Below are 21051 nucleotides of genomic sequence, written 5' to 3'. Positions count from 1 at the left end.
GGGATCCGGCGGTGTTTCAGCCCATATGGGGCCGCGAAAACCGCGCCGCAAGCTCGACATGCGCAGACCAGCGGAACTGGTCCACCACCTGCACCCAATCCAGCCGGTAGCCCGCCGCGATGAGCGTTTTCGCGTCGCGCGCAAAGGTCACCGGGTTGCAGGACACATGCGCGATGACCGGCACCGCGGCTTTCGCCAGCTCGGCCACCTGCGCCTCGGCCCCCGCGCGCGGCGGGTCGATCACCACCGCGTCGAAGCGTTTCAGCTCATCGGGCATCAGGGGGCGACGGAACAGGTCGCGCGTCTCGCTCGTGACCCGTTTCAGCCCCTGCGCATTGCGCCAGCCCCGGTCCATCGCGGCCAGCATCGGCGCGTAACCCTCGACGGCGTGTATCTCGGCCCGTTCGGCCAGCGGCAGCGTGAAGGTGCCCGCGCCCGCGAACAGGTCGACCACCTGCTTCGCGTCGCCCACCGCCTCGGTCACGCAATCCAGAAGCGCAGCCTCGCCCTGCGGCGTGGCCTGCAGGAACGCGCCCGGCGGCGGCGAGACGCGGGCGCGCCCCATGCGCAGCACCGGCGGCTCTTCCTGCAGCAGCACCTCGCCGTTCCAGGCCAGCCGGGCCAGCCCGAACTGCCCGGCGATCTGCGGCAACGACAGCGACAGCGCCTTGTCCAAGGGCTTGCCCTCGGTGACCGACACCTCGATCCCCTGTTCGAACAGCGTCACTGCCAGCCGCATCTCGCCCTTGCGCGAGCCGCCCTCGGCCACCAGGGCCTCCAGCGCCGGAATCGCCGCGATCAGTGCGGGGTCCAGCAGCAGGCAATCGGGGATCGCCGTCACGCTGTCCGAGGCGCGCGCATGGAACCCGACCAGCGCGCCGGATTTCAACCGCCGCCCGCCCAGCACCGCCCGCCGGCGCGAGCGCGGCGGCGAGGTATGGATTCCCCGGATCGGCGCGTCGATCCCCTGCGCGGCCATCGCCTGCCGCACGACATCCGTCTTCCAGGTCTCGACGAACGCGTCCGAAGCATGCTGTAACGCGCAGCCGCCGCAGGCCTTGTAATGCCGGCAGGGCGCGGCGACGCGCTCGGGCGCGGGGGTCAGGATCTTCGGCTGCGCGATGCGCCCGCCCTCGGGCGTGCCCTCGACCACCTCGCCGGGCAAGGCGCGCGCCACGCTGACACCGCCGCCCACGCCCTCGGCGCGGGTATTCAGACGTTCGACGGTGATCATGCGCTGGGCCTCGCCGGGGAAAAGGCATAGCCCTCGGGCGACAGGATCACCGCCTCGCGCAGGCCATGCGGCTTGTCGCGCGGCTCTTCGATCACCGTGCCGCCAAAGCCATCGGCCCGCGCGCAGCACGCGTCCGGGTCCAGCCCGAACAGATACAGCTGCACCCCGGCCCCGCGCGGCGGGCTTTCGGGCAACAGGCCCAGAAGCGGATGCGCGCCGAACGTGCCGTCGGAATGCAGCTGGATCAGCACCTCGCCATGCCGGATCAGCGCGAAATCCTTGGACAGCCGGTGCGCCGACAGCCCGAAGACGCCCGACAGGAACCCCGCCAGCCCGCGAACGTCACGGGTCAGCAGGTTCACGCCCAGCCCCGTCAGGCTGCGCCCGAAGGTGGCTGCGTCGACCGTCTCCAGATCCATCATGCGTCTTCGTCCATTCCCAGGAACCCGCCCGACTGGCGTTGCCAGAACCGGGCATATTGCCCCTCGCGCGCCAGCAATTCGTCATGCGTGCCTTCCTCGACCACGCGGCCCGCGTCAAGCACGATGATCCGGTCCATCCGCGCGATGGTCGACAGCCGGTGCGCGATGGCCAGCACCGTCTTGCCCGCCATGATCTGATCAAGCGTCTCCTGAATCGCCGCCTCGACCTCGCTGTCGAGCGCCGATGTCGCCTCGTCCAGCACGAGGATCGGCGCGTCCTTCAGAAACGCGCGCGCCAGCGCGATCCGCTGCCGCTGCCCGCCAGACAACCGCACCCCGCGCTCGCCCAGCTGCGCGTCGTAGCCCTTGCGCCCGGCATTGTCGCGCAGCGTGGCGATGAATTCATGCGCCTCGGCGGCCTGGGCGGCGGCGATCACTTCGGCCTCGCTGGCATCGGGGCGCCCGTAGCGGATGTTGTCGCGCGCCGACCGGTTGAACATCGCCGTGTCCTGCGTGACCATGCCAATCTGGCGCCGCAGGCTTTCCTGCGTGACATCGCGCACGTCGATCCCGTCGATCCGCACCGCGCCGCGCTCGGTGTCGTAGAGCCGCAACAGGAGCGACACCAGCGTCGATTTCCCCGCGCCCGAGGCGCCCACGATGCCGATCCGCTCGCCCGGGCGGATCGTCAGGTCCAGCTTTTCCACCCCGCCGGTGCGACGCCCATAGGCAAAGCTCACGTCGTCGAACGCAATTTCGCCCAGAACCGGCGGCATCTCGGTCGCGTCCTCGGCATCGGTCAGCGCGTGTTCGACGGCCAGCGTGCGCATCCCGTCCTCGACCTCGCCGATATTGGCATAGATCGCCATCAGCGTGAAACTGACCCAGCCGGTCATCTGCGCCAGCCGGATCGCCACCGAGCCCGCCGCGACGATATCCCCGGTCGAGGCAATGCCGCCCGACCACAGCCACAGCGTGCCGCCCACCAGCCCCACGGGCAACAGCCCGGCGAACAGCATCAGCGAGACGCGGAACATCGCTGACAGCTTGCCGAAAGCCAGCACCTTCTCGCGGTAATGGCCCATCGCATCCAGCGCGTTGCTGTCTTCGAACCGTGCATGGGCGAACAGCTTCACGGTGCGGATATTGGTGATCGTGTCGACGACCTGCCCCGTCACCTGCGCCCGCGCCCCCGCCCGCGCGGCGGCGCGCTTGCGGATATGCGGAATGAAGGACCGGATCAGGAACAGATAGCCCGCGGCCCAGATCGCCAGGCCCAGACCCAGCCGCCAGTCGATCGCCGCCATCAGCGCCACCGACCCCGCGACCGAGGACAGGGCGAACGCCACGGTGTTGATCGATTCGCTCACCACTTCGGTCAGTGCGCGGGCGGTCTGCACCTGTTTCTGCGCGATCCGCCCGGCGAAATCGTTGTCGAAGAAGTTGATGTCCTGCCCCATCGACCAGCGATTGAGCCGCGACAGGATCAGCGGGTCGATATTGGGCGCGATGATCATGAAATTCGCCGCGCTGTTCAGCCCGAAGGCCAAGGGCCGCACCGCCAGGAAAAACACCACGAAGATCGTCAGCAGGGCCCAGTTCTCGGCGAAAAAGCCCAGCGCGTCGCCCGAGGTCGCGGCATCGACCACCGCGCCCAGCACCCAGGCGGTCATCACCTCGGTCGCGCCGCCCAGCGCCGAGATCACCGTGGCCAGGCTGATCCCCGGCCACGCGCCCTTCAGCGCCCAACGGATGAACGCCCAAAGCGTGCGGGGCGGGGCGCCCTCGGCGGGGCGGAAGGGCTGGATCAGGGTCGAAATCGCCATGCCTGTCGCGCGGCCGATCCCGCGCCCTTTCATTCTGCCTCAAATACTCCGGGGGTCCGGGGGCAGCGCCCCCGGTCCTCCCTCATTCCGCTGCGTCGTCCTCGGTGCCGATGAACCCGCCCGATTGCCGCGCCCAGAACCCGGCATAAAGCCCGCCCTGCGCCAGAAGCGCGGCATGCGTTCCCTCTTCGACGATCTTGCCGTCATCCATCACCACAATCCGGTCCATCTGCGCGATGGTCGACAGCCGGTGCGCGATGGCGATCACCGTCTTGCCGGTCATCATCCCGTAAAGCGTCTCCTGGATCGAGGCCTCGACCTCGCTGTCGAGCGCCGAGGTCGCCTCGTCCAGCACGAGGATCGGCGCGTCCTTCAGGATCACCCGCGCGATGGCGATCCGCTGGCGCTGACCGCCCGACAGCTTCACCCCGCGCTCGCCGACGCGGGCGTCGAAACCCTGCCGCCCCTCGGCATCGGCAAGGCTGGCGATGAAGCCGGACGCCTCGGCGCGGTCGCAGGCGGCGATCATCTCGGCCTCGGTCGCGCCGGGGCGGCCATAGAGGATGTTCTCGCGCACCGAGCGGTGCAGCAGCGCGGTATCCTGCTGCACCATACCGATCCGCGCGCGCAGGCTGTCCTGCGTCACCCGCGTGATGTCCTGCCCGTCGATGCGGATCGTCCCGCCCTCGGGGTCGTAGAACCGCAACAGCAGCTTCACCAGCGTCGATTTCCCCGAACCAGAGCGCCCGACCAGCCCGATCTTTTCACCCGGCGCGATGGTCAGGCTCAGATGATCCAGCCCGCCCTGTCCGCGCCCGTAATGGTGGCTGACGCCCTTAATCTCGATCCGCCCTTCGCGGAAATCGAGCGGCCTGGCATCCGGCGCGTCGGTCAGGGTGATCGGCTGGGCGATGGTCTCCATCCCCTCGGCCACGACGCCCAGATTGCGGAAGAAAGACGACACCGCCCACATGATCCAGCCGGTCATCGCGTTCAGACGCAGCACCAGCGCCGAGGCGGCGGCGACGATCCCCACGCTGGCCGAGCCCACCGACCACAGCCAGATCGACCAGCCGACCACGGCGACGATCAGGAAGCCGTTCAGCGCCACGAGGCACAGGTCCATCACCGTGAAGATACGCATTTCCTTCTGGAAGGTCTCGCGCGCGTACTCGATCGCCTCGCGGGCGTAATCGGTTTCCAGGTCCTGCTGCGCGAACAGCTTGACGGAGTGGATATTGGTATAGGCATCGACCACCCGCCCGGTGACCGCGCTGCGCGCATCCGATGCCTCCTTGGAGGCCGGGCCCACCCGCGTGATCGTCCAGCGCAGCAAGGCCATGTACAGAAGCAGCCACAGGATCATCGGCAGCACCAGCCGCAGATCCGCGCCCATCAGCAGCACGCCCGCGCCGACGATATAGGCGATCGAGAAGGTCAGCGCGTCGAAGATCTGGAACACCGCCTCGCCCGCCGCGGGCGGGGTCTGCATGATGCGGTTGGCGATCCGCCCGGCGAAATCGTTTTCGTACCAGCCCACCGATTGCCGCAGCACATGGCGATGCGCGCGCCAGCGGATCAGCGTGCCGAAATTGGGCATGATCGCGTTGTTGATCAGCCCGACATCGAGAAACTGCAGCACCGGCCGCAGCACCAGCAGAAACAGGGCCGCCGCCGCCATTTCGTGCCAGTGCTCGGCCCAGAAGCTCTGCATCCCGGTCTCGTCCAGCAGATCGACCAGCCGGCCCAGGTACCACAGCAGCCCGATCTCGATGAAGGCGATGGTGACCGAAAAGAACGTCGTGACGGCAAAGACCTTGCGGAAGGGCCGCGCGTAGCCCGCCATGAAGGGCCACAGCCGCCGGGGCGGGGTGTCGGTCTCGGTATAGGCGACATAGGGGTCGACCAGGTTTTCAAAGAATCTGAACACGGTGCGCGCCCCGGTTGTCTTGGCTTCTGTCGGAATGAAAGCGCGTGTGTTGCTTCACACGCGAAGGGCAATCTAGGCCGCGAAGCGGGGTCAGGCCAGCCCCAGAAGCGCCAACAGCTCGTCGCGCGTGGGTTGAAGATCGTGTTCCAGCCAGTGCTTTTGCGCCCGCGACAGCGCCAGTCCCAGCGCCGGACCCAACAGCATCGGCATCAGATCCTTGGGTTTCAACGGAAAATCCGCCTGCGCCCCGCGCATCACCCCGGCGCGCCAATCGGGCGCGGGCGGCGTTTCCAGCAGCGCGGCGCGGCCCAGCAGTGCATCCGTTCCCAGCCGCAGGCCCAGCGTCCAGCCCAGGGCGGCAGGGCTGTCCATGCCGGAAAATGCCGCGCGCAGCTTGTCGAAATCGCGCGCCTCGGCCTTGGACAGCCGCAATGTGCCGATATCCGGGGTCAGAACCGCCAGCCGCCGCAGGAATCCGCCGGGCTTGTCGCCTTCCAGATGCACCAGAACCGGCAGGGCCTGCGCCTGCGCACCGGGCAGCACCTGCCGCAAAACCCCCGCCTGCGCCATCGCCGCGACAGCAGGCGCGGGATCGGGCGCGGCCAGCAGCTTTTTCAGCTCGGCGGTGATCCGCTCGGCCGACAGCGTGCCCAGCTGGTCGGCATGGTCTGCGCAGGCCGCCAGCGCATCGGGATCAAGGCCCTGTTCGGGGTCGCCGTATTGCGCGTGGAAGCGAAAGAAGCGCAGGATCCGCAGGTAATCCTCGCGGATGCGGGCATCGGCATCACGGATGAAGCGCAGGCGCCGCGCCTGCAGGTCGGGCAATCCGCCCAAAGGATCGACAACGGCGCCCGAAGCATCGGCATAAAGCGCGTTCATGGTGAAATCGCGCCGCGCCGCATCCTGTTCCAGCGTCGCGCCGAAACTCACGCGGGCATGGCGGCCGAAGCTTTCCTCGTCATGGCGAAAGGTCGTGACCTCGTAGCCCTCGCCGTCCGAGACCACCGTCACCGTGCCATGGGCGATGCCCGTCGGCACAGGTTTCAGCCCCGCCGCGCGGGCCAGCTCCATCACCCTCTCGGGCAGGGCATCGGTGGCGATGTCCACATCCGTGACCGGCACGCCCAGCAGCGCGTTGCGAACGCAACCGCCGACCGCCAGCGCATGGTGCCCCGCCCCCGTCAGCATGGACAGCACCGCCTGCGTGCCGGGTTTCTCCAGCCACTCGCCCGAAACCCTCATGCCATCCGCGCCGCCAGCGCACGTAGCATCCGGGCGGTTGCGCCCCAGATGTAATAGGGACCCCATGGCACGGTGAAGTAGCTGCGCCACTGGCCCAGCCATTGGCGGCGCTGGATGGAATAGGCGCCTTCGTCCAGCAGATGCGACAGCGGCACGAAGAATGCCTCGGCCACTTCGCCCTCTTCGCAGACGGGGGTGAAATCGCCCTCGACCACGGCCAGGAAGGGAATGACGGTAAAGCCGGTGACGGTTTCATGCGGCGGCATCGTGCCCAGCACCGTCACCTGCGCGGGATCGAGCCCCACCTCTTCCTGCGCCTCGCGCAGGGCGGCGGCTTCGGGGCCGGCATCGCCCGGATCGACCTTGCCGCCCGGAAAAGCAATCTGGCCCGGATGATGCTTCAGCGTCGAGGCGCGCATCGTCAGGATCACGCACCAGCCCTCGGGCCGCTCGACCAGCGCGATCAGCACCGCAGCGGGGCGCAGCTTCAGACCCTTGGGCCGGAATTGCGGGTTCAGGTCGAAATCGCTCGATTGCGGGCCGTCGCCATCAAGCGCGGCCCGCAACCTGCGGATCAGCTCATTGCGCGTCACCATCATCGGTCCCGGACTTTTCCGCCTCGAAGCCCACGGTCTTCGGGTCCAGAACGTAATGCGCGCCGCAGAACTGGCAATCGGCGGTTACCGTGCCCTCGTCCGTGGTCATGTGCGCGATGTCCTTGGCCGAATAGATCGACAGCGACTGGCGCACCTTGTCCTCGGAGCACGAGCAGCCGAATTCGATCCGCTGCGGATCGAAGACGCGCGGATCTTCCTCGTTGAACAGCCGGATCAGCAGGTCGGTCGGGTGCACCGACGGTCCGATCAGCTCCAGCTCTTCCACCGTGTCCAGAAGCACGTTGGCGCGGTTCCAGTTCTCGGCATCTTCACCCTCGACCAGATCGCGCGCGTGCAGAAGACCGTCATCGCCGGTCGCCCCGCCCTGCGCATGAGGGCTGGCCTTGGGCATGTGCTGCAGCATCACGCCGCCCGCGCGCCAGCGCTCATCCTGCCCGGTCAGGATCGACCGCCCGAACGCGGTGGAAAACCGCGTCGGCAGCTGCTCGGACTGGGCGAAATAGGCTTCGGCGCAATCCGACAGCGATTTGCCGGCGATGGGCGTGATCCCCTGATAGGGCTGCATCCCCTCGCCCTGGTCGATGATGATCGCCAGGTAGCCTTCGCCGATCTGCCCGAACCCGTCCTGATCCAGCTCCAGCCGCTCGGCATCGTAGCTGGCCCAGGCGCGGATCCGCGCGGGCGCGCCCTCATGGGCGGGGGCGTAGTAATCGGTCGCGATCAGCCGGGCCGCGCCCTTGCCCCGCACCTGCAGCGACAGCCGCCAGCGCAGTTTCAGCGTCTGGCCGATCATCGCGGTCAGCAGGGCGGCCTCGGCCACCAGATCTTCGATCGGAGCCGGATAATTGTGCTGCGACAGCACGGTATCCAGAACGCCATCCACGCGCGCGACCCGTCCGCGCACGTCGGCCTTGTCCAGCTGGAAAGGCAGGATCGTATCGTCCCAGGCGATTTGCGCACCGAGGGTCATGTTGGAACCTTCACGTAAGGGGCTTGGTTTTGAGGCCGTCATATAGGAATCCTTGGCGCAGGGCCAAGGGGCAATACTGATTCGCCTCTTGCGAGCAACGAACAGGAGACGGGTATGAACCCGCGATTTGGACCGGCGCCCGAGGCCGGGCGCCGCTATACCCGCCGGGCGGGCGCCTATGGCGTCCTGTGGCGCGGGGGGCAGGTACTTCTGACCCATCAGCTTGAACCCTGGCCGGAATTTCAACTTCCGGGCGGCGGAATCGACCCCGGTGAAAGCCCGGTTCAGGCCCTTCACCGCGAGGTGTACGAGGAAACCGGCTGGCGCATCGCCGCCCCGCGCCGGATGGGCACCTTCCGCCGCTTCACCTATATGCCCGAATACGATCTGTGGGCCGAAAAGGTCTGCATGATCTACCTGGCCTTCCCCGTGCGCCCGCTGGGCCCGCCGACGGAGCCGGGCCATTCCGCGCATTGGGTCGATCCGTCCGAGGCTGCCGAGATCGTCGGCAATGACGGCGACGCCGCCTTCGTGGCCCGTGCGATCCGGTGGCTGGCGTGATCGCCCGCCGCAACCTGCTGCTGAGTGCCGCCGCCCTGCCGCTCGCCGCCTGCGCGGGCGGATCGCGCTTTCGCAGCTATGACGGCCCGCCCGTGACAGAGATCCGCGTGCACAAGGCCGAGCGCCGGATGGAGCTGTGGTCCGCCGCCACACGGCTTGAAACCTACGATATCGCGCTGGGTGCCAACCCGGTGGGGCACAAGCAGTTCGAGGGCGACATGCGCACGCCTGAAGGCGTCTACACCATCGACCGGCGCAACCCCAACAGCGCCTTCCACCTGTCGCTGGGTCTGGATTACCCCAATGCCGAAGACCGGGCGCGGGCGCAGGCAGCAGGGCAGGATCCGGGCGGGGACATCTTCATCCACGGCACCGGCACGCGCTCGCGGTTCAGCCGCTACCGGCGCGGGGACTGGACGAATGGCTGCATCGCCGTGACCAACCGCCAGATCGAAGAGATCTACGCCATGGTCGAGAACGGCACGCGGATTGTCCTGACAGCATAAGGGTTTAGCGGTTGGGCCTTGTATCGGCCACCGGCGCCTGCTGCTCGATCGTCTGCGCCGCGCCTGCCGGGACGGTCCGCGCGCCCAGCGCGATCACCCACCACAGCTTGCCGTTCGGATCCTGATGCCACGCGAAACCCAGATCGGTCGCACGCGGGTCCAACAGGATCTGCCGCGTGTCTTCCTGCGACAGCCAGGCGGTCAGCGTCTCGATCTCGGTTTCATAGGTCTCCGACACCGCCTCGCCGATGAAATAGCCGCCATAGCCCAGCCTGCGCACCCGGTCGATCGGCGACGACCCGTCCGAGCCGAAATGCCAGGCCCGCGCCTGCACCGACATGTCGCGCGCATGGGTCGCCGCGGCCGAGGTCAGGTTGACGTCGAACTCGACCGGCATCCGCCCCTGCTGCTGGCGCACGGTGTTCAGCGCGTCGCGCAGGCGGGCCTGGATCTCGGGGATATCGGCGGAATTGATGGCATAGATCGTCTGCACAGGACGCCCGTCCGGCCCCAGCGTGGCGGCGGGCGGCGGCGGCGCGCCACAGGCGGCCAGCGCCAGAAGAGCGACAACAGCGATAAGGGCGCGTCCGGTCATCGGGGTCCTGCCATAATGCGAGCCGGTCTTGGCATAGCCAATTCCCCCCGCGAACTCAAACCCCAAGGCGATCAACACCGCGCGCGATGGAAGCCGGGCGGCGCCGTGAGCGTTGCGAACAAGGGCGATTCGCGGTATATATTCAAAAAAATATAAGAGCAGTCGAGGCTTATCCCATGTCAGAAAATCCCCTCGCGCGGGTCTCCCGTCGCGGTCTTCTTCTGGGTTCCGCTATGCTGGGGGCCGGGTTTGGTGCCTCCCGTGCCGATGCCCAGAGCGCGCTGGACAATTCCACCGAGATGGAATCCGACATCCGGCAGGAAACCCCGCGCAATATCTCGAGCTTCCGCACGCTGGAATGGCGCGATCACTTCTCGTCGCTGCAAGGGGGGGCGATTCTGGCCGATACGATCAGCCGCTGCGTGCATTTCTGGTCCGAGGACGGCGGCACCTACCGCATTTATCCGTCGTCCGTGCCGATGACGGACGAGCTGACCCGCCGTGGCCGCACCGAGGTCGTGCGCAAGGTGCTGGGCCCCGACTGGCGCCCGACGCCGTCGATGCTGGAACGCTATCCGGAATGGCCGCCCTATGTGCCGCCCGGGCCCGACAACCCGCTGGGGACCCATGCGCTGTATCTCAGCTGGCAGTTCTACCGCATCCATGGCACCCATGACACGCGCAAGATCGGACGCCGTTCGTCAAGCGGCTGTATCGGCCTCTACAATGAGCATATTGCAGAGCTTTATTCCTTCGCACGGGTCGGAACGCAGGTGTTGCTAATTTGACGACATCGCCGCGAACCGCGCGAAAAGCCTCACGTGCCCCGTTGCAATTGAGCGCGCAAACTGCTTTCAGATCGGGTACGAGGTATCGTCTTGGGTGCATGTTCCTGTCCTCAAACAAAAACAGGGGCATGCGAATACTGGAGGTTAACATGAAGAAACTCGCTCTCGCTGGCCTGATGGCCGTCGCCGGCACCGCTGCTATGGCCACCGGCTACGTTGAGCCGGCGCCCTACGTCGAGCCGGAAGTCGTTGTGGCCCACTCGTCGTCGTCGGTTGGCGGCATCGTGGTTCCGCTGCTGCTGCTGATCGTCGTCGCCGCTCTGGCGAGCTGATCCGCTCACGCGATCCAAACCAAAGGGGTCAGGCTTGCCTGACCCCTTTCGGTTTTCCGGGGCGCCGCAATGGTGGTTCCGGACCCAGAACTTGCGTCAGGCCCGGCGGGTAATCCCCAGCCGGGCCTCGCTTTTTTCTGCACTGCAGAATGAGGCGCGCCTCAGCCGGTCCAGCCCGACAGGTTCTCGGCCGCCAGATGCGCCAGCACGTCCATGTGCAGCGGGTCGTCGTTCAGGCAGGGAATATAGGTGAAGCTTTCACCGCCCGCGTGTTCGAACGCCTCGCGGATTTCGCCCTCGATCTCCTCCAGCGTCTCGATGCAATCGGCGCTGAAGGCGGGCGCCACGACCGCGATCCGCTTCACGCCGGACTTCGCCAGCTCGGCCACATGCTCGACCGTGTAGGGCCTGAGCCATTCCTCGCGCCCGAAGACCGACTGGAAGGTCGTGTGGATCGAATCAGCCCCCCAGCCCAGCCGCTCGCGCAACAGGCGCGTCGTTTTCTGGCACTGGCAGTGATAGGGATCGCCCTCCATCAGGTAGCGCCTGGGCATGCCGTGATAGCTGGCGATCAGCAGCTCGGGGCGCTCGGGGGCGGCGTCATAGGCCCGCTCGACCGACTGCGCCAGCGCCTCGATGTAATGCGGGCTGTCGAAATAGGCGGGCACGGTGCGCGCGGCGGGCTGGCGCTTCTGCTTCATCAGCGCGCGGAAGAATTCATCATTCGCAGTCGCGGTCGTTGCGCCCGCATATTGCGGGTAAAGCGGGAAGAACAGGATCTTCTCGCAACCCGCCTTCACCATCCGGTCGACCACGCTTCGGGTCGAGGGATTGCCGTAGCGCATGCAGAAATCGACCATGACCTGATCGCCGAACATGCCCTCCATCCGTTGCGCCAGCGCCTCGGTCTGGGCCTTGGTGATCGTCATCAGCGGGCTTTCGCCCTTGTCGTGATTCCAGATCGATTTGTAGTTCTTGCCCGAGGTGAAAGGCCGCTTGGTCAGGATGATCAGCTGCAGCAAGGGCTGCCATTTCCAGTTCGGAATATCGATCACCCGCTTGTCCGACAGGAATTCCCCCAGATAGCGCCGCATCGACCAGTAATCGTAATGGTCGGGCGTGCCCAGATTGGCGATCAGCACGCCCAGCTTCGGCGCCGGAATGCGCGGATGATCGGCGGGCGCATGGTCGGGGCGGGTGCCTGCGGAAAGGGAGCCTTGGCTGTCGTTCATGCGGAATCCTCTGGCGATGCGCTTGTGACCTAGCGGGTCGGTCGCGCCGGTCAATGGCGGTCAGTCGTCTGAAGGCCGGGGTGCGGCAATGGGCGCAGGTTCCAGTCCGGTCTCCTGCGTGCCCAGCGCATCCGCCAATCTCTGCGCGGCCGAGCCGGGGCGCAAGGGCTGCTGCTGGCCCTCGGCGGGTTTCCACCCCGTCAGCATCAGCGTTTCGACCGTGGCGGACAGCCGTCCGTCGGCATCGGCGAAACCCTCGTGGTAAAGCTGCGCGGCGCGGATGAGCAGGGCGCGCGGCATCATCCGCCGGTGACGGCCCGCCATCGCGTTGACCTCGCCCATCGCGCGCAGATCGCGCACCAGATGCAGCAGGTCGCGGTACAGCACCTGCCGGGAGAAGCTGTCGGCCACCGGCAGCGCCAGCCCCGCGCGCTGCAACAGCGCGCCCAGATCGCGGATTTCGCCCATCGGCAGCACGCGCGGCGACAGCCCGCCCGTCACCTCGCTTTCCGCCTGCGCCATCACCGCGCGCAATTCGTGCAGTGACTGGCCCCCGAACAGCGCACCGATGAACAGCCCGTCGGGCTTCAGCGCATGGGCGCTCTGGATGATCTGGCCCAGCGGGTCGTCGGCCCAGTGCAGCGCCAGCGCGTGGATCACCACGTCATGCGCGCCGGGCTCCAGCGCCAGCACGGGCGCGTCGGGCACGATCACCGCACCGGGCAGACGGGTGCGCCACAGCTCGGGGAAGGGGGTCACGACGGCGGGCGCCGTAAACGTTCTGTTAACCTCGGCGAGTCTTTCCTGAATCTCGTCGGCGATATCCTCGTGCAGGAACAGCGCGGGGTCGCGAAGGGCGCGGGCGCGGAATCGCGCCAGCGCCGCTCGGTCGGTCAGGGCAGGGGGGGCAGAGGTCGTCATGTCGGATGTGTTTGGCCTGCGGGGCGGCGAAGTCAAGCGCGGGATGCGCGCGCTGCTCGACGTGCTCTACCCGCCGCGTTGCCTGACCTGCGACGCGGCGGTGACCGAACCCGGCACGCTTTGCCCCGCCTGCTGGGCCGAGACGCCCTTCATCACCGGGCTGGCCTGCGATCTGTGCGCCGTTCCCCTGCCGGGCGCGCGGGACGAGGCGCCGGTGCAGTGCGACGATTGCCGCCACATCGCCCGGCCGTGGAGCCATGGGCGCGCGCCGCTGGTCTACGGCGCGGTGGCGCGCAAGATGGTGCTGGCGCTGAAATACGGCGACCGGCACGATATCGCCCGTCCCGCCGGGCACTGGATGGCCCGTGCCGCCGCGCCGCTGATCCGGCCCGACACGCTGATCGCCCCCGTGCCTCTGCATCGCTACCGCCTGTTCCGCCGCCGCTACAACCAGTCCGCGCTGCTGGCCGCCCGGCTGGCCCAGGCACTGGAGCGCCCGCATTGCCCCGACCTGCTGATCCGAACCCGCGCCACGGCGATTCAGGACGGACGCAGCCGCGCCGCGCGGTTCGACAATCTGCGGCAGGCCATCGCCGCCCGTCCTTCGCGCGCGGCGCGGATCGCCGGGCGGCATATCCTGCTGGTCGATGACGTGATGACCTCGGGGGCGACGCTGGCGGCGGCGTCCGAGGCGTGCTTCGCGGCGGGCGCGGACGATGTCGATGTGGTCGTTCTGGCCCGCGTCGTGCATGAGGATGGTCTCAATACCGCGACCTGAGCGCCTTCGCGGTTCACATCACCCCCCCGGCGCATTACATCCTGTGCAAACGCGAAAGGATGTATCATGGCCAAGGTCGAAATCTACACCTCGCCCTTCTGCGGCTATTGCCACGCGGCAAAGCGGCTTCTGACCAAGAAAGGCGTCGAGTTCACCGAATACGACGTGATGAGCGACGCCTCGATCAAGCCCGCGATGATCGAGCGCGCCAAGGGCAGCCGCACGGTGCCGCAGATCTTCATCGATGACCGCCATATCGGCGGCAGCGACGAGCTGCACGCGCTCGACCGGCAGGGCGGGCTCGATCCGCTTCTGGCGGGCTGATCCGGTGCGCGCGGGTCTGCTGCAGCTGAGCGTGGGCGACCGGCCCGCCGACAACGTGGGCCCGGTGCGCGAAGCCGTGCGCGCGGCGGTGACGGGGGGCGCGGGCTTCGTTCTGACGCCCGAATGCACCAATTGCATCTCGGCCGACCGCAAGCATCAGCAACAGGTCCTCGGGCTTGAAGACGAGGATCCGGTGCTGGCCATGCTGCGCGACGAGGCCGCGCGCGCCAGGATCTGGCTGCTGGCGGGGTCGGTCATCGTCAAGACCGGCGACGATAGCGACCCACGCTTTGCCAACCGCTCGGTCCTGATCGGCCCCGACGGTTCCGTCACCGCGCGCTATGACAAGATCCACCTGTTCGACGTGCAGGTCTCGGAAACCGAAACCTACCGCGAATCGAACGGGATCCGTCCCGGCGACCGGGCCGTGACCGCCCAAACGGATTTCGCCACGCTGGGCCTGAGCGTCTGCTACGACATCCGCTTCCCGCATCTCTACCGCGCGCTGGCCAAGGCCGGGGCGCAGGTGCTGACCGTGCCTGCCGCCTTCAGCCCGGTGACGGGCGAGGCGCATTGGGAAACGCTGCTGCGCGCCCGCGCCATCGAAACCGGCTGCTACGTGCTGGCCCCCGCCCAGACCGGGGAGCATCCGCAGACCACCGGCCGAAAGCGCGCCACTTATGGTCATGCACTGGCCGTGGCACCCTGGGGCGAGGTTCTGGCCGATGCGGGCACCGCGCCGGGCGTGATCTTCGCCGATCTTGACATGGCCGAGGTCGAGAAAGCCCGCGCCCGCGTCCCCTCGCTGACCCATGACCGGCCCTATGCCGCACCGGAGACCCCCGCGTGAAGCCCGCCGACGAGCTTGCGGTCCCGCTGTTCGCGGAACTCTTCATGACCGACCAGCTGGCGCGCGCGCGGCTGTCCAAGGTGCTGCCGAAGGGCATGGAACTGTCGCATTTCAGCGTGCTCAACCACCTGGCCCGCAAACAGGAAGAGCGCACTCCCGCGCAATTGGCAAAATCGTTCCACGTCACCCGCGGGGCGATGACCAACACGCTGTCCAAGCTGGAAGCGGCCGGGCATATCCATATCCGCCCCGACTGGGACGATGCGCGGCGGAAATTCGTGTCGATCTCGCCCTCGGGGCGTCAGGCGCGCGATGCGGCCCTTCAGGCCATCGCGCCGGTGATCGGCAAGCTGGCCAACAAGATCGGCATCGAGAAACTGCGGGCCACGCTGCCGGTCCTGCGCGACCTGCGGCTTGAACTGGAACGCGACGACTGAGCGCGCGCTACTTGTATTCGATCAGCTTTGCCGGTCCGCCGCGCCAGCGCCGGGAATAGAATCGCAGCGCGCCCAAGGCCTCGGGGAATTTGCCCAGCACGTTGAACGCAGCCCCGGCCCAGCCCAGCCGCCGCTGCAGCCGCAGGACCTGCAGCGGATAGATCAGCGCCAGCAGCAAGGCCGCGGGATGGATCAGCGCACCCACGACGATCAGCGCGGGCAGCCACAGGCCCCAGATCCAGATCCGCCGCGCCTCGGCCCGCCAATGCGGCTGCTGGCGGGTCGAGAACCGCGCCGCGCCTTCGGCAAAGGCATGGCCCGCGCGCTCGGTCCGTTTCCACCACTGGCCGAAGCGGGTGATATCGGCATCGTGCCATGTCATCTCGGCATCGATGCGCCAGATCGTCCAGCCCCGCGCCCGCAGCCGCAGGCACAGCTCGGGTTCTTCGCCCGCGATCAGGTCGTCGCGGTAGCCGCCCACCGCGCTGACGGCCTGATAGCGCATCATCGCATCCCCGCCACAGGCCAGCGCCTGACCCACGGGCGTGTTCCATTCCGCGTCGATCAGCCGGTTGAAAACGCTCGCCTCGGGCTTCTGCTCGCGCCGCCGCCCGCAGACCACCGCCGCGCGCAGGTTCTCGGACAGGAAGCTGACCGCCCGTCCGATCCAGCCGTCGCGCAGGATGCAGTCGCCATCGACGAACTGCACGTAATCGGGCGGCTCCTGCGCCAGCCGCTTCAGCCCGGCATTGCGCGCCCGCGCCGCCGTGAAGGGCTTCGACAGGTCCAGCTCGACCAGCTCGGCGCCGCGTTCGAGAGCCCGCTCGCGCGATCCGTCGGTCGAGCCGGAATCGACATAGACCACCCGCCGGACATGACCCGCCAGCGAATCGAGACAGGCGACAAGCCGCGCGCCTTCGTTCCGGCCGATGACCACGGCATCGATCTTGGGCAAAGCTCTGGCGCGTTTCATCGGGGGCCCCTCGTTCCCTATGGGATTACGAAAGCGCGGGGTTGGGTGTCCAGTACGCAAGATTGTTGCACGTTCCCTCTGTGCAAGGCGCCGGGGATGTGTTGCATTCTTGCCGAGGAACAGGAGGATCCCCCATGCCCCGCGCACAGATCGTCGGCTGGAGCCACAGCCCGTTCGGCAAGGCCGACGCCCCCGATACCGAAAGCCTGATCGCCGGTATCCTTGCCCCCGCACTGGACCACGCGGGCGTCGAGGCCAGCGCCGTCGACGGCATCTTCGTGGGCGTCTTCAACGGCGGCTTCTCGCGGCAGGATTTCCAGGGCGCCCTGGTCGCGCTGGCCGACGAGGCGCTGCGCTACACCCCGGCGATCCGCTACGAGAATGCCTGCGCCACGGGCTCGGCCGCGCTGTACGGCGCGATGGATTTCATCGAATCCGGCCGGGGCCGCATCGCGCTGGTGGTCGGCGCGGAAAAGATGACCGCCACCCCCACGCCGCAGGTGGGCGACATCCTGCTGGGCGCGTCCTATGTCAAGGAAGAGGCCGATGTGCCCGCCGGTTTCGCCGGTCTCTTCGGCCAGATCGCCCAGAGCTATTTCCAGCGCTACGGCGATCAGTCCGACGCGCTGGCGATGATCGCGGCCAAGAACCACAAGAACGGCATGGCCAATCCCTACGCGCATATGCGCAAGGATTTCGGCTTCGACTTCTGCAACACGCCGTCCGACAAGAACCCCCATGTCGCGGGCCCGCTGCGCCGTACCGATTGCTCGCTGGTCTCGGACGGGGCCGCGATCCTTGTCCTGGCGGATGAGGAAACGGCAAAGGACCTCAAACGCGCCATCGCCTTCCGGAGCCGGGTGCAGGCCAATGATTACCTGCCGATGTCGAAACGCGACGTGCTGGAATTCGCGGGCGCCCGCAAGGCGTGGTCCGGCGCCCTGGATCAGGCGGGTCTGACGCTGGACGACCTGTCACTGGTGGAAACGCATGACTGTTTCACCGTGGCCGAGATGCTGGAATACGAGGCGATGGGCCTGGCCGAACGCGGACAGGGCCACCGCGTGATCCGCGAGGGGCTGACCGCCAAGGACGGCAAACTGCCCGTGAACCCTTCGGGCGGGCTGAAATCCAAGGGCCACCCGATCGGCGCGACCGGCGTGTCGATGCATGTCATGGCGGCGATGCAATTGGCGGGCGAGGCGGGAGAGATGGCGGTGCCCGACGCGCAGGTCGCGGGCGTGTTCAACATGGGCGGCGTCGCCGTCGCGAATTACTGCTCGATCCTGGAGCGCGTCAGGTGAGGCTGGACCTGTCCCAAGGCATCGCCCCGGTCTCGACCCGGGTGATGAACCTGTCGCATTTCCTGACCGATGTGGCCCGCCGTCATCCCGACAGGCCGGGCTTCATCTGGGGCGAGCAAAGCTGGACATGGGCGCAGATGGAACAGCGCGCGGCGGCCTTTGCCGAGGCGCTGATCGACCGTTTCGGCGTGCAAAAGGGCGACCGTATCCTCGTCCAGTCGGCCAACAACAACCAGATGTTCGAAGCGATGTTCGGCTGCTGGCGCGCGGGTTGTGTCTGGGTCCCCGCCAATTTCCGCCAGACGCCCGAGGATGTGGCCTTCCTTGCCCAGTCCTCGCAGGCGCGCGGCATGCTGGTCGGGGCCGAGTTCGCGGCCCATGCCCGGGCCTGCGCCCCGCATCTCGATTTCACCATCGCCATCGGTGAAAGCGATGTCGCCGAGGATTACGAAACGCTGATCGCCCCCTATCTCGGCGCGGCCCGATCCGCTGCCGCCGTGCAGCGCGACGATCCCTGCTGGTTCTTTTTCACCTCGGGCACGACGGGCCGCCCCAAGGCCGCCGTGCTGACGCATGGCCAGATGGGGTTTGTCGTGACGAACCACCTGTGCGACTTGATGCCCGGAACCGGCCCCGACTGGGGCACCGAGGATGCGTCGCTGGTCGTGGCGCCGCTGAGCCACGGCGCGGGTATCCACCAGTTGGCTCAGGTCGCGCATGGCGTGCCCTCGATCCTGCCCACGGGCGCGAAGCTGGACCCGGCCGAGATCTGGGCGTTGGTGGAAAAGCACCACGTGACCAACATGTTTACCGTGCCCACGATCGTGAAACTGCTGGTCGAACACCCGGCGGTCGATCAGCACGACCATTCCAGCCTGCGTTACGTGATCTACGCGGGCGCGCCGATGTACCGCGCCGATCAAATCACCGCGCTTGAAAAGCTGGGACCGGTCCTGGTGCAATATTTCGGGCTGGGCGAGGTGACGGGCAATATCACCGTCCTGCCCCCCGTGCACCATTCCACGGGCGAGATGAAGCTGGGCACCTGCGGTTTCGCGCGCACGGGCATGCAGGTGACGATCCGGCGCGAGGACGGCAGCGAATGCGCGCCCTTCGAGACCGGCGAGATCTGCGCCACCGGTCCCGCCGTCTTCGCGGGCTATTTCAACAACCCCGACGCCAACGCCAAAAGCTTCAAGGACGGCTGGTTCCTGACCGGCGATCTCGGCCATATGGATGACGAGGGCTTCGTTTACCTGACCGGGCGGGCCTCGGACATGTATATCTCGGGTGGCTCGAACATCTATCCGCGCGAGATCGAGGAAAAGATCCTGCTGCACCCGTCCATCGGCGAGGTCGCCGTGCTGGGCGTGCCGAACCGCAAATGGGGCGAGGTGGGCATGGCGGTCTGTGTATGCAGCGATCCCGTTGAGGCGGCCGAGCTGCTGTCATGGCTGGGAGACAAGCTCGCGCGCTACAAGCTGCCGCAGCACGTCGTGTTCTGGGACGAGATGCCGAAATCCGCCTATGGCAAGATCACCAAGAAGATGATCCGCGAAACGCTTCAGGCGCGCGGCGAGATCCCGCCCGAATGATCGCCACCCTGACCCATCCCGGACCCGCCGCCCCCGACCGCTACGCGCTGGTCCCGTGCCATGCCGAGCCGGTCACCGTGACCCTGCCGCCCGCCGATACGCTGGCACAATCGGCGGCGCTGGCGCTGGCCGATTACGATGGCGGGTGGCTGGAGATCGCGGTGGCCCCGCTGGCCAATCTCGACTTCGTCATCCCGGGCGAGGACCCGACGGGCACCCATGCCGCCTGGTATGCCGGCCCTTTCCGGATGGGCGCAGGGACGATCCGGCATCTGGGGATGCATGTCGGCCGGAAAGAGGGCGGGCCATGGATCCACGGCCATGGCCGCTTTGCCGCGCCGGGCTGGAGCGGCCCGGATTTCGGCCATGTCCTGCCGTTCGAGAGCCACCTGTCGCGGCCGGCAACGGCGCAGGGCTGGGGCATCCGGGGCGCAAGGCTCGACGTGGAACCCGACCCGGAAACCGCCTTCCCGCTCTTCCAGCCGCGCGCGGTCGGGCCCCGCCCGGATCCCAACGCGGCACTGGTCACGCTGCGGCCCAATCAGGACCTGTTGAGCGCGCTCGAAACTGCCGCCACCGCTGCGGGGCTTGGCGAGGCGCGGATCCTGGGACTTGGCTCGCTCGTTCATCCCAAGCTTCAGGGGCAGACCCGCATCGACAGCCACGCCACCGAATTTCTGGTGACCGAGGGTCGCCTTTCGGGCGGTGTGGCCGAGATCGAGATCGACCTCGTCACGCTTGGATCCCTGCGCCATCGTGGCCGGGTCGAGCGGGGGGTTAACGGGATCTGCATCACCGCCGAATTTCTGCTTGTCGGGCGGTGAGCCGAAAGGCGGGGGCGCTGCCCCCGGACCCCCGGGATATTTAGAGAACAAAGACGCACGGAACGGTGCGCCCCTGATACGGATCGCGCCGCCGCCGTCTTCGATCGGGGTCAGAATGACCCCTGGTTGTCAACGCGGAGCAAAAGCGCGAATCTTTGTTCCACAAATATCCTGGGGGGTGAGGCCGCAGGCCGAGGGGGGCAAAGCCCCCCTGCTTCCTCTCGCTTACAGCCCGGCGAGCGCGAGGTCGGCATGCTCGGACAGGTAGACCCGCAGCCAGGGGGTGAAACGCCCGGGGAAGGCGGCGATCTCGGAGCGCAGATCCCTGGGGTCGATCCAGCGGACGGCGTTCACCTCGGCGGGGTCGGGATTCAGGGCGGGCTGCGTGTCGCATTGGCCCAGGAACAGGTCGACGACCTCGTGCTCGATCATCCCGTTGCCCACCTGTGCGCGGTATTCGACCACGCCGCGATGCTCGAGCGCGACGCCGTCGAGCCCCAGCTCCTGCGCCAGCCGGCGCGTGGCGCAATCGGCGGGGGATTCGTCCCAGAAGGGATGGGTGCAGCAGGTATTCGCCCACAGGCCCGGCGTATGGTATTTCTCGAGCGCGCGCTGCTGGATCAGCAGCTTGCCCCCGGCCACCACGAAGACCGACACCGCCGGGTGCTTCAGCCCGCGGCGATGGACTTCGAGCTTGTCCATCGGTTGCAGCTGCGCGTCGATCCAGACGGGAATGTCCTGCGCCATCGTGATCCTTCCAAGGCCCTGCGCGCTTCTATCGTCAAGGCGG

General features: G+C 67.5%; 23 protein-coding genes. 11 read left to right on the top strand and 12 right to left on the bottom strand.

Annotated elements, in window-relative coordinates; genetic code table 11:
• Positions 1 to 16: 16 nt before the first annotated feature.
• From C4N9_RS01810 to hslO, 7 genes are all read right to left on the bottom strand, one after another.
• A complete protein-coding gene (locus C4N9_RS01810; RefSeq protein WP_109531564.1) occupies positions 17 to 1234 on the bottom strand; it encodes a class I SAM-dependent RNA methyltransferase in 1218 nt (405 codons plus the stop codon).
• Positions 1231 to 1653 (bottom strand): VOC family protein, encoded by a 423-nt coding sequence (locus C4N9_RS01805; RefSeq protein ID WP_109531563.1) that lies wholly within the window; start codon positions 1651 to 1653, stop codon positions 1231 to 1233. Before C4N9_RS01805 ends, C4N9_RS01810 begins: the two co-directional genes overlap by 4 nt.
• Positions 1653 to 3482: an ABC transporter ATP-binding protein gene (locus tag C4N9_RS01800; protein WP_109531756.1), complete on the bottom strand. Its 1830-nt coding sequence runs from the start codon at positions 3480 to 3482 to the stop codon at positions 1653 to 1655. Before C4N9_RS01800 ends, C4N9_RS01805 begins: the two co-directional genes overlap by 1 nt.
• Before the next feature lie 82 nt (positions 3483 to 3564).
• On the bottom strand, positions 3565 to 5412 hold the full coding sequence (locus C4N9_RS01795) for an ABC transporter ATP-binding protein (RefSeq protein ID WP_109531562.1): 1848 nt from the start codon (positions 5410 to 5412) through the stop codon (positions 3565 to 3567).
• 90 nt (positions 5413 to 5502) lie between these two features.
• Positions 5503 to 6654: a CCA tRNA nucleotidyltransferase gene (locus C4N9_RS01790; RefSeq protein WP_109531561.1), complete on the bottom strand. Its 1152-nt coding sequence runs from the start codon at positions 6652 to 6654 to the stop codon at positions 5503 to 5505.
• Positions 6651 to 7250 (bottom strand): CoA pyrophosphatase, encoded by a 600-nt coding sequence (locus C4N9_RS01785; RefSeq protein WP_109531755.1) that lies wholly within the window; start codon positions 7248 to 7250, stop codon positions 6651 to 6653. Before C4N9_RS01785 ends, C4N9_RS01790 begins: the two co-directional genes overlap by 4 nt.
• Positions 7234 to 8241, bottom strand: coding sequence for an Hsp33 family molecular chaperone HslO (hslO, locus tag C4N9_RS01780; protein ID WP_109531560.1), 1008 nt, complete (start codon positions 8239 to 8241; stop codon positions 7234 to 7236). Before hslO ends, C4N9_RS01785 begins: the two co-directional genes overlap by 17 nt.
• A 114-nt stretch (positions 8242 to 8355) precedes the next feature.
• On the opposite strand from hslO, the gene C4N9_RS01775 reads away from it, so the two are divergent.
• Both C4N9_RS01775 and C4N9_RS01770 read left to right on the top strand, forming a co-directional pair.
• Positions 8356 to 8802, top strand: coding sequence for an NUDIX hydrolase (locus C4N9_RS01775; protein WP_109531559.1), 447 nt, complete (start codon positions 8356 to 8358; stop codon positions 8800 to 8802).
• Positions 8802 to 9308 carry a L,D-transpeptidase family protein gene (locus C4N9_RS01770; protein ID WP_109531754.1) on the top strand — a complete coding sequence of 169 codons (507 nt, stop codon included), beginning with the start codon at positions 8802 to 8804 and terminating at the stop codon, positions 9306 to 9308. Before C4N9_RS01775 ends, C4N9_RS01770 begins: the two co-directional genes overlap by 1 nt.
• Before the next feature lie 4 nt (positions 9309 to 9312).
• Here the strand turns inward: C4N9_RS01770 and dalA are convergent, their stop codons facing one another.
• Positions 9313 to 9903, bottom strand: coding sequence for a divisome-associated lipoprotein DalA (dalA, locus tag C4N9_RS01765; RefSeq protein ID WP_109531558.1), 591 nt, complete (start codon positions 9901 to 9903; stop codon positions 9313 to 9315).
• 176 nt (positions 9904 to 10079) lie between these two features.
• Here dalA and C4N9_RS01760 point away from each other — a divergent pair, with 176 nt between their 5' ends.
• Both C4N9_RS01760 and C4N9_RS01755 read left to right on the top strand, forming a co-directional pair.
• Complete coding sequence (locus C4N9_RS01760) at positions 10080 to 10691, top strand: L,D-transpeptidase (RefSeq protein WP_109531557.1); 612 nt, start codon at positions 10080 to 10082, stop codon at positions 10689 to 10691.
• 149 nt (positions 10692 to 10840) lie between these two features.
• Positions 10841 to 11023: a hypothetical protein gene (locus C4N9_RS01755; protein WP_109531753.1), complete on the top strand. Its 183-nt coding sequence runs from the start codon at positions 10841 to 10843 to the stop codon at positions 11021 to 11023.
• A 161-nt stretch (positions 11024 to 11184) separates the two neighbouring features.
• On the opposite strand, the gene hemH is transcribed toward C4N9_RS01755, so the two are convergent.
• Entirely contained in the window at positions 11185 to 12255 is a 1071-nt protein-coding gene (hemH, locus tag C4N9_RS01750) for a ferrochelatase (RefSeq protein ID WP_109531556.1), read from the bottom strand.
• Positions 12256 to 12315: 60 nt separating this feature from the next.
• Entirely contained in the window at positions 12316 to 13176 is an 861-nt protein-coding gene (locus C4N9_RS01745; protein ID WP_109531555.1) for a methyltransferase domain-containing protein, read from the bottom strand.
• On the opposite strand from C4N9_RS01745, the gene C4N9_RS01740 reads away from it, so the two are divergent.
• The 4 genes from C4N9_RS01740 (at position 13175) to C4N9_RS01725 (ending at position 15565) form a co-directional block, all read left to right on the top strand.
• A complete protein-coding gene (locus C4N9_RS01740; protein WP_245902420.1) occupies positions 13175 to 13954 on the top strand; it encodes a ComF family protein in 780 nt (259 codons plus the stop codon). The two genes, C4N9_RS01745 and C4N9_RS01740, sit on opposite strands and share 2 nt — an antisense overlap.
• Before the next feature lie 66 nt (positions 13955 to 14020).
• On the top strand, positions 14021 to 14278 hold the full coding sequence (grxC, locus tag C4N9_RS01735; RefSeq protein ID WP_109531554.1) for a glutaredoxin 3: 258 nt from the start codon (positions 14021 to 14023) through the stop codon (positions 14276 to 14278).
• A 4-nt stretch (positions 14279 to 14282) separates the two neighbouring features.
• Entirely contained in the window at positions 14283 to 15128 is an 846-nt protein-coding gene (locus tag C4N9_RS01730; RefSeq protein ID WP_109531553.1) for a carbon-nitrogen hydrolase family protein, read from the top strand.
• 44 nt (positions 15129 to 15172) lie between these two features.
• Positions 15173 to 15565, top strand: coding sequence for a MarR family winged helix-turn-helix transcriptional regulator (locus C4N9_RS01725; protein ID WP_109531751.1), 393 nt, complete (start codon positions 15173 to 15175; stop codon positions 15563 to 15565).
• Between the two features lie 7 nt (positions 15566 to 15572).
• Here C4N9_RS01725 and C4N9_RS01720 read toward each other — a convergent pair whose 3' ends face one another.
• Positions 15573 to 16538: a glycosyltransferase family 2 protein gene (locus C4N9_RS01720; protein WP_109531552.1), complete on the bottom strand. Its 966-nt coding sequence runs from the start codon at positions 16536 to 16538 to the stop codon at positions 15573 to 15575.
• 134 nt (positions 16539 to 16672) lie between these two features.
• On the opposite strand from C4N9_RS01720, the gene C4N9_RS01715 reads away from it, so the two are divergent.
• Genes C4N9_RS01715 through C4N9_RS01705 form a run of 3 tightly spaced genes read left to right on the top strand, consistent with a single transcriptional unit; the run spans position 16673 to position 20261 of the window.
• Positions 16673 to 17842 carry an acetyl-CoA acetyltransferase gene (locus C4N9_RS01715; protein ID WP_109531551.1) on the top strand — a complete coding sequence of 390 codons (1170 nt, stop codon included), beginning with the start codon at positions 16673 to 16675 and terminating at the stop codon, positions 17840 to 17842.
• Between the two features lie 2 nt (positions 17843 to 17844).
• Positions 17845 to 19437 carry an acyl-CoA synthetase gene (locus C4N9_RS01710; RefSeq protein WP_109531750.1) on the top strand — a complete coding sequence of 531 codons (1593 nt, stop codon included), beginning with the start codon at positions 17845 to 17847 and terminating at the stop codon, positions 19435 to 19437.
• Complete coding sequence (locus C4N9_RS01705) at positions 19434 to 20261, top strand: hypothetical protein (RefSeq protein ID WP_109531550.1); 828 nt, start codon at positions 19434 to 19436, stop codon at positions 20259 to 20261. The genes C4N9_RS01710 and C4N9_RS01705 overlap by 4 nt, the downstream gene beginning before the upstream one ends.
• A gap of 225 nt (positions 20262 to 20486) precedes the next feature.
• Here C4N9_RS01705 and idi read toward each other — a convergent pair whose 3' ends face one another.
• A complete protein-coding gene (idi, locus tag C4N9_RS01700; RefSeq protein WP_109531549.1) occupies positions 20487 to 21008 on the bottom strand; it encodes an isopentenyl-diphosphate Delta-isomerase in 522 nt (173 codons plus the stop codon).
• Positions 21009 to 21051 lie beyond the last annotated feature (43 nt).

Source organism: Pararhodobacter marinus, assembly GCF_003122215.1.
GTDB lineage: Bacteria > Pseudomonadota > Alphaproteobacteria > Rhodobacterales > Rhodobacteraceae > Pararhodobacter > Pararhodobacter marinus.
This window is presented reverse-complemented; position numbering and strand designations above follow the sequence as displayed.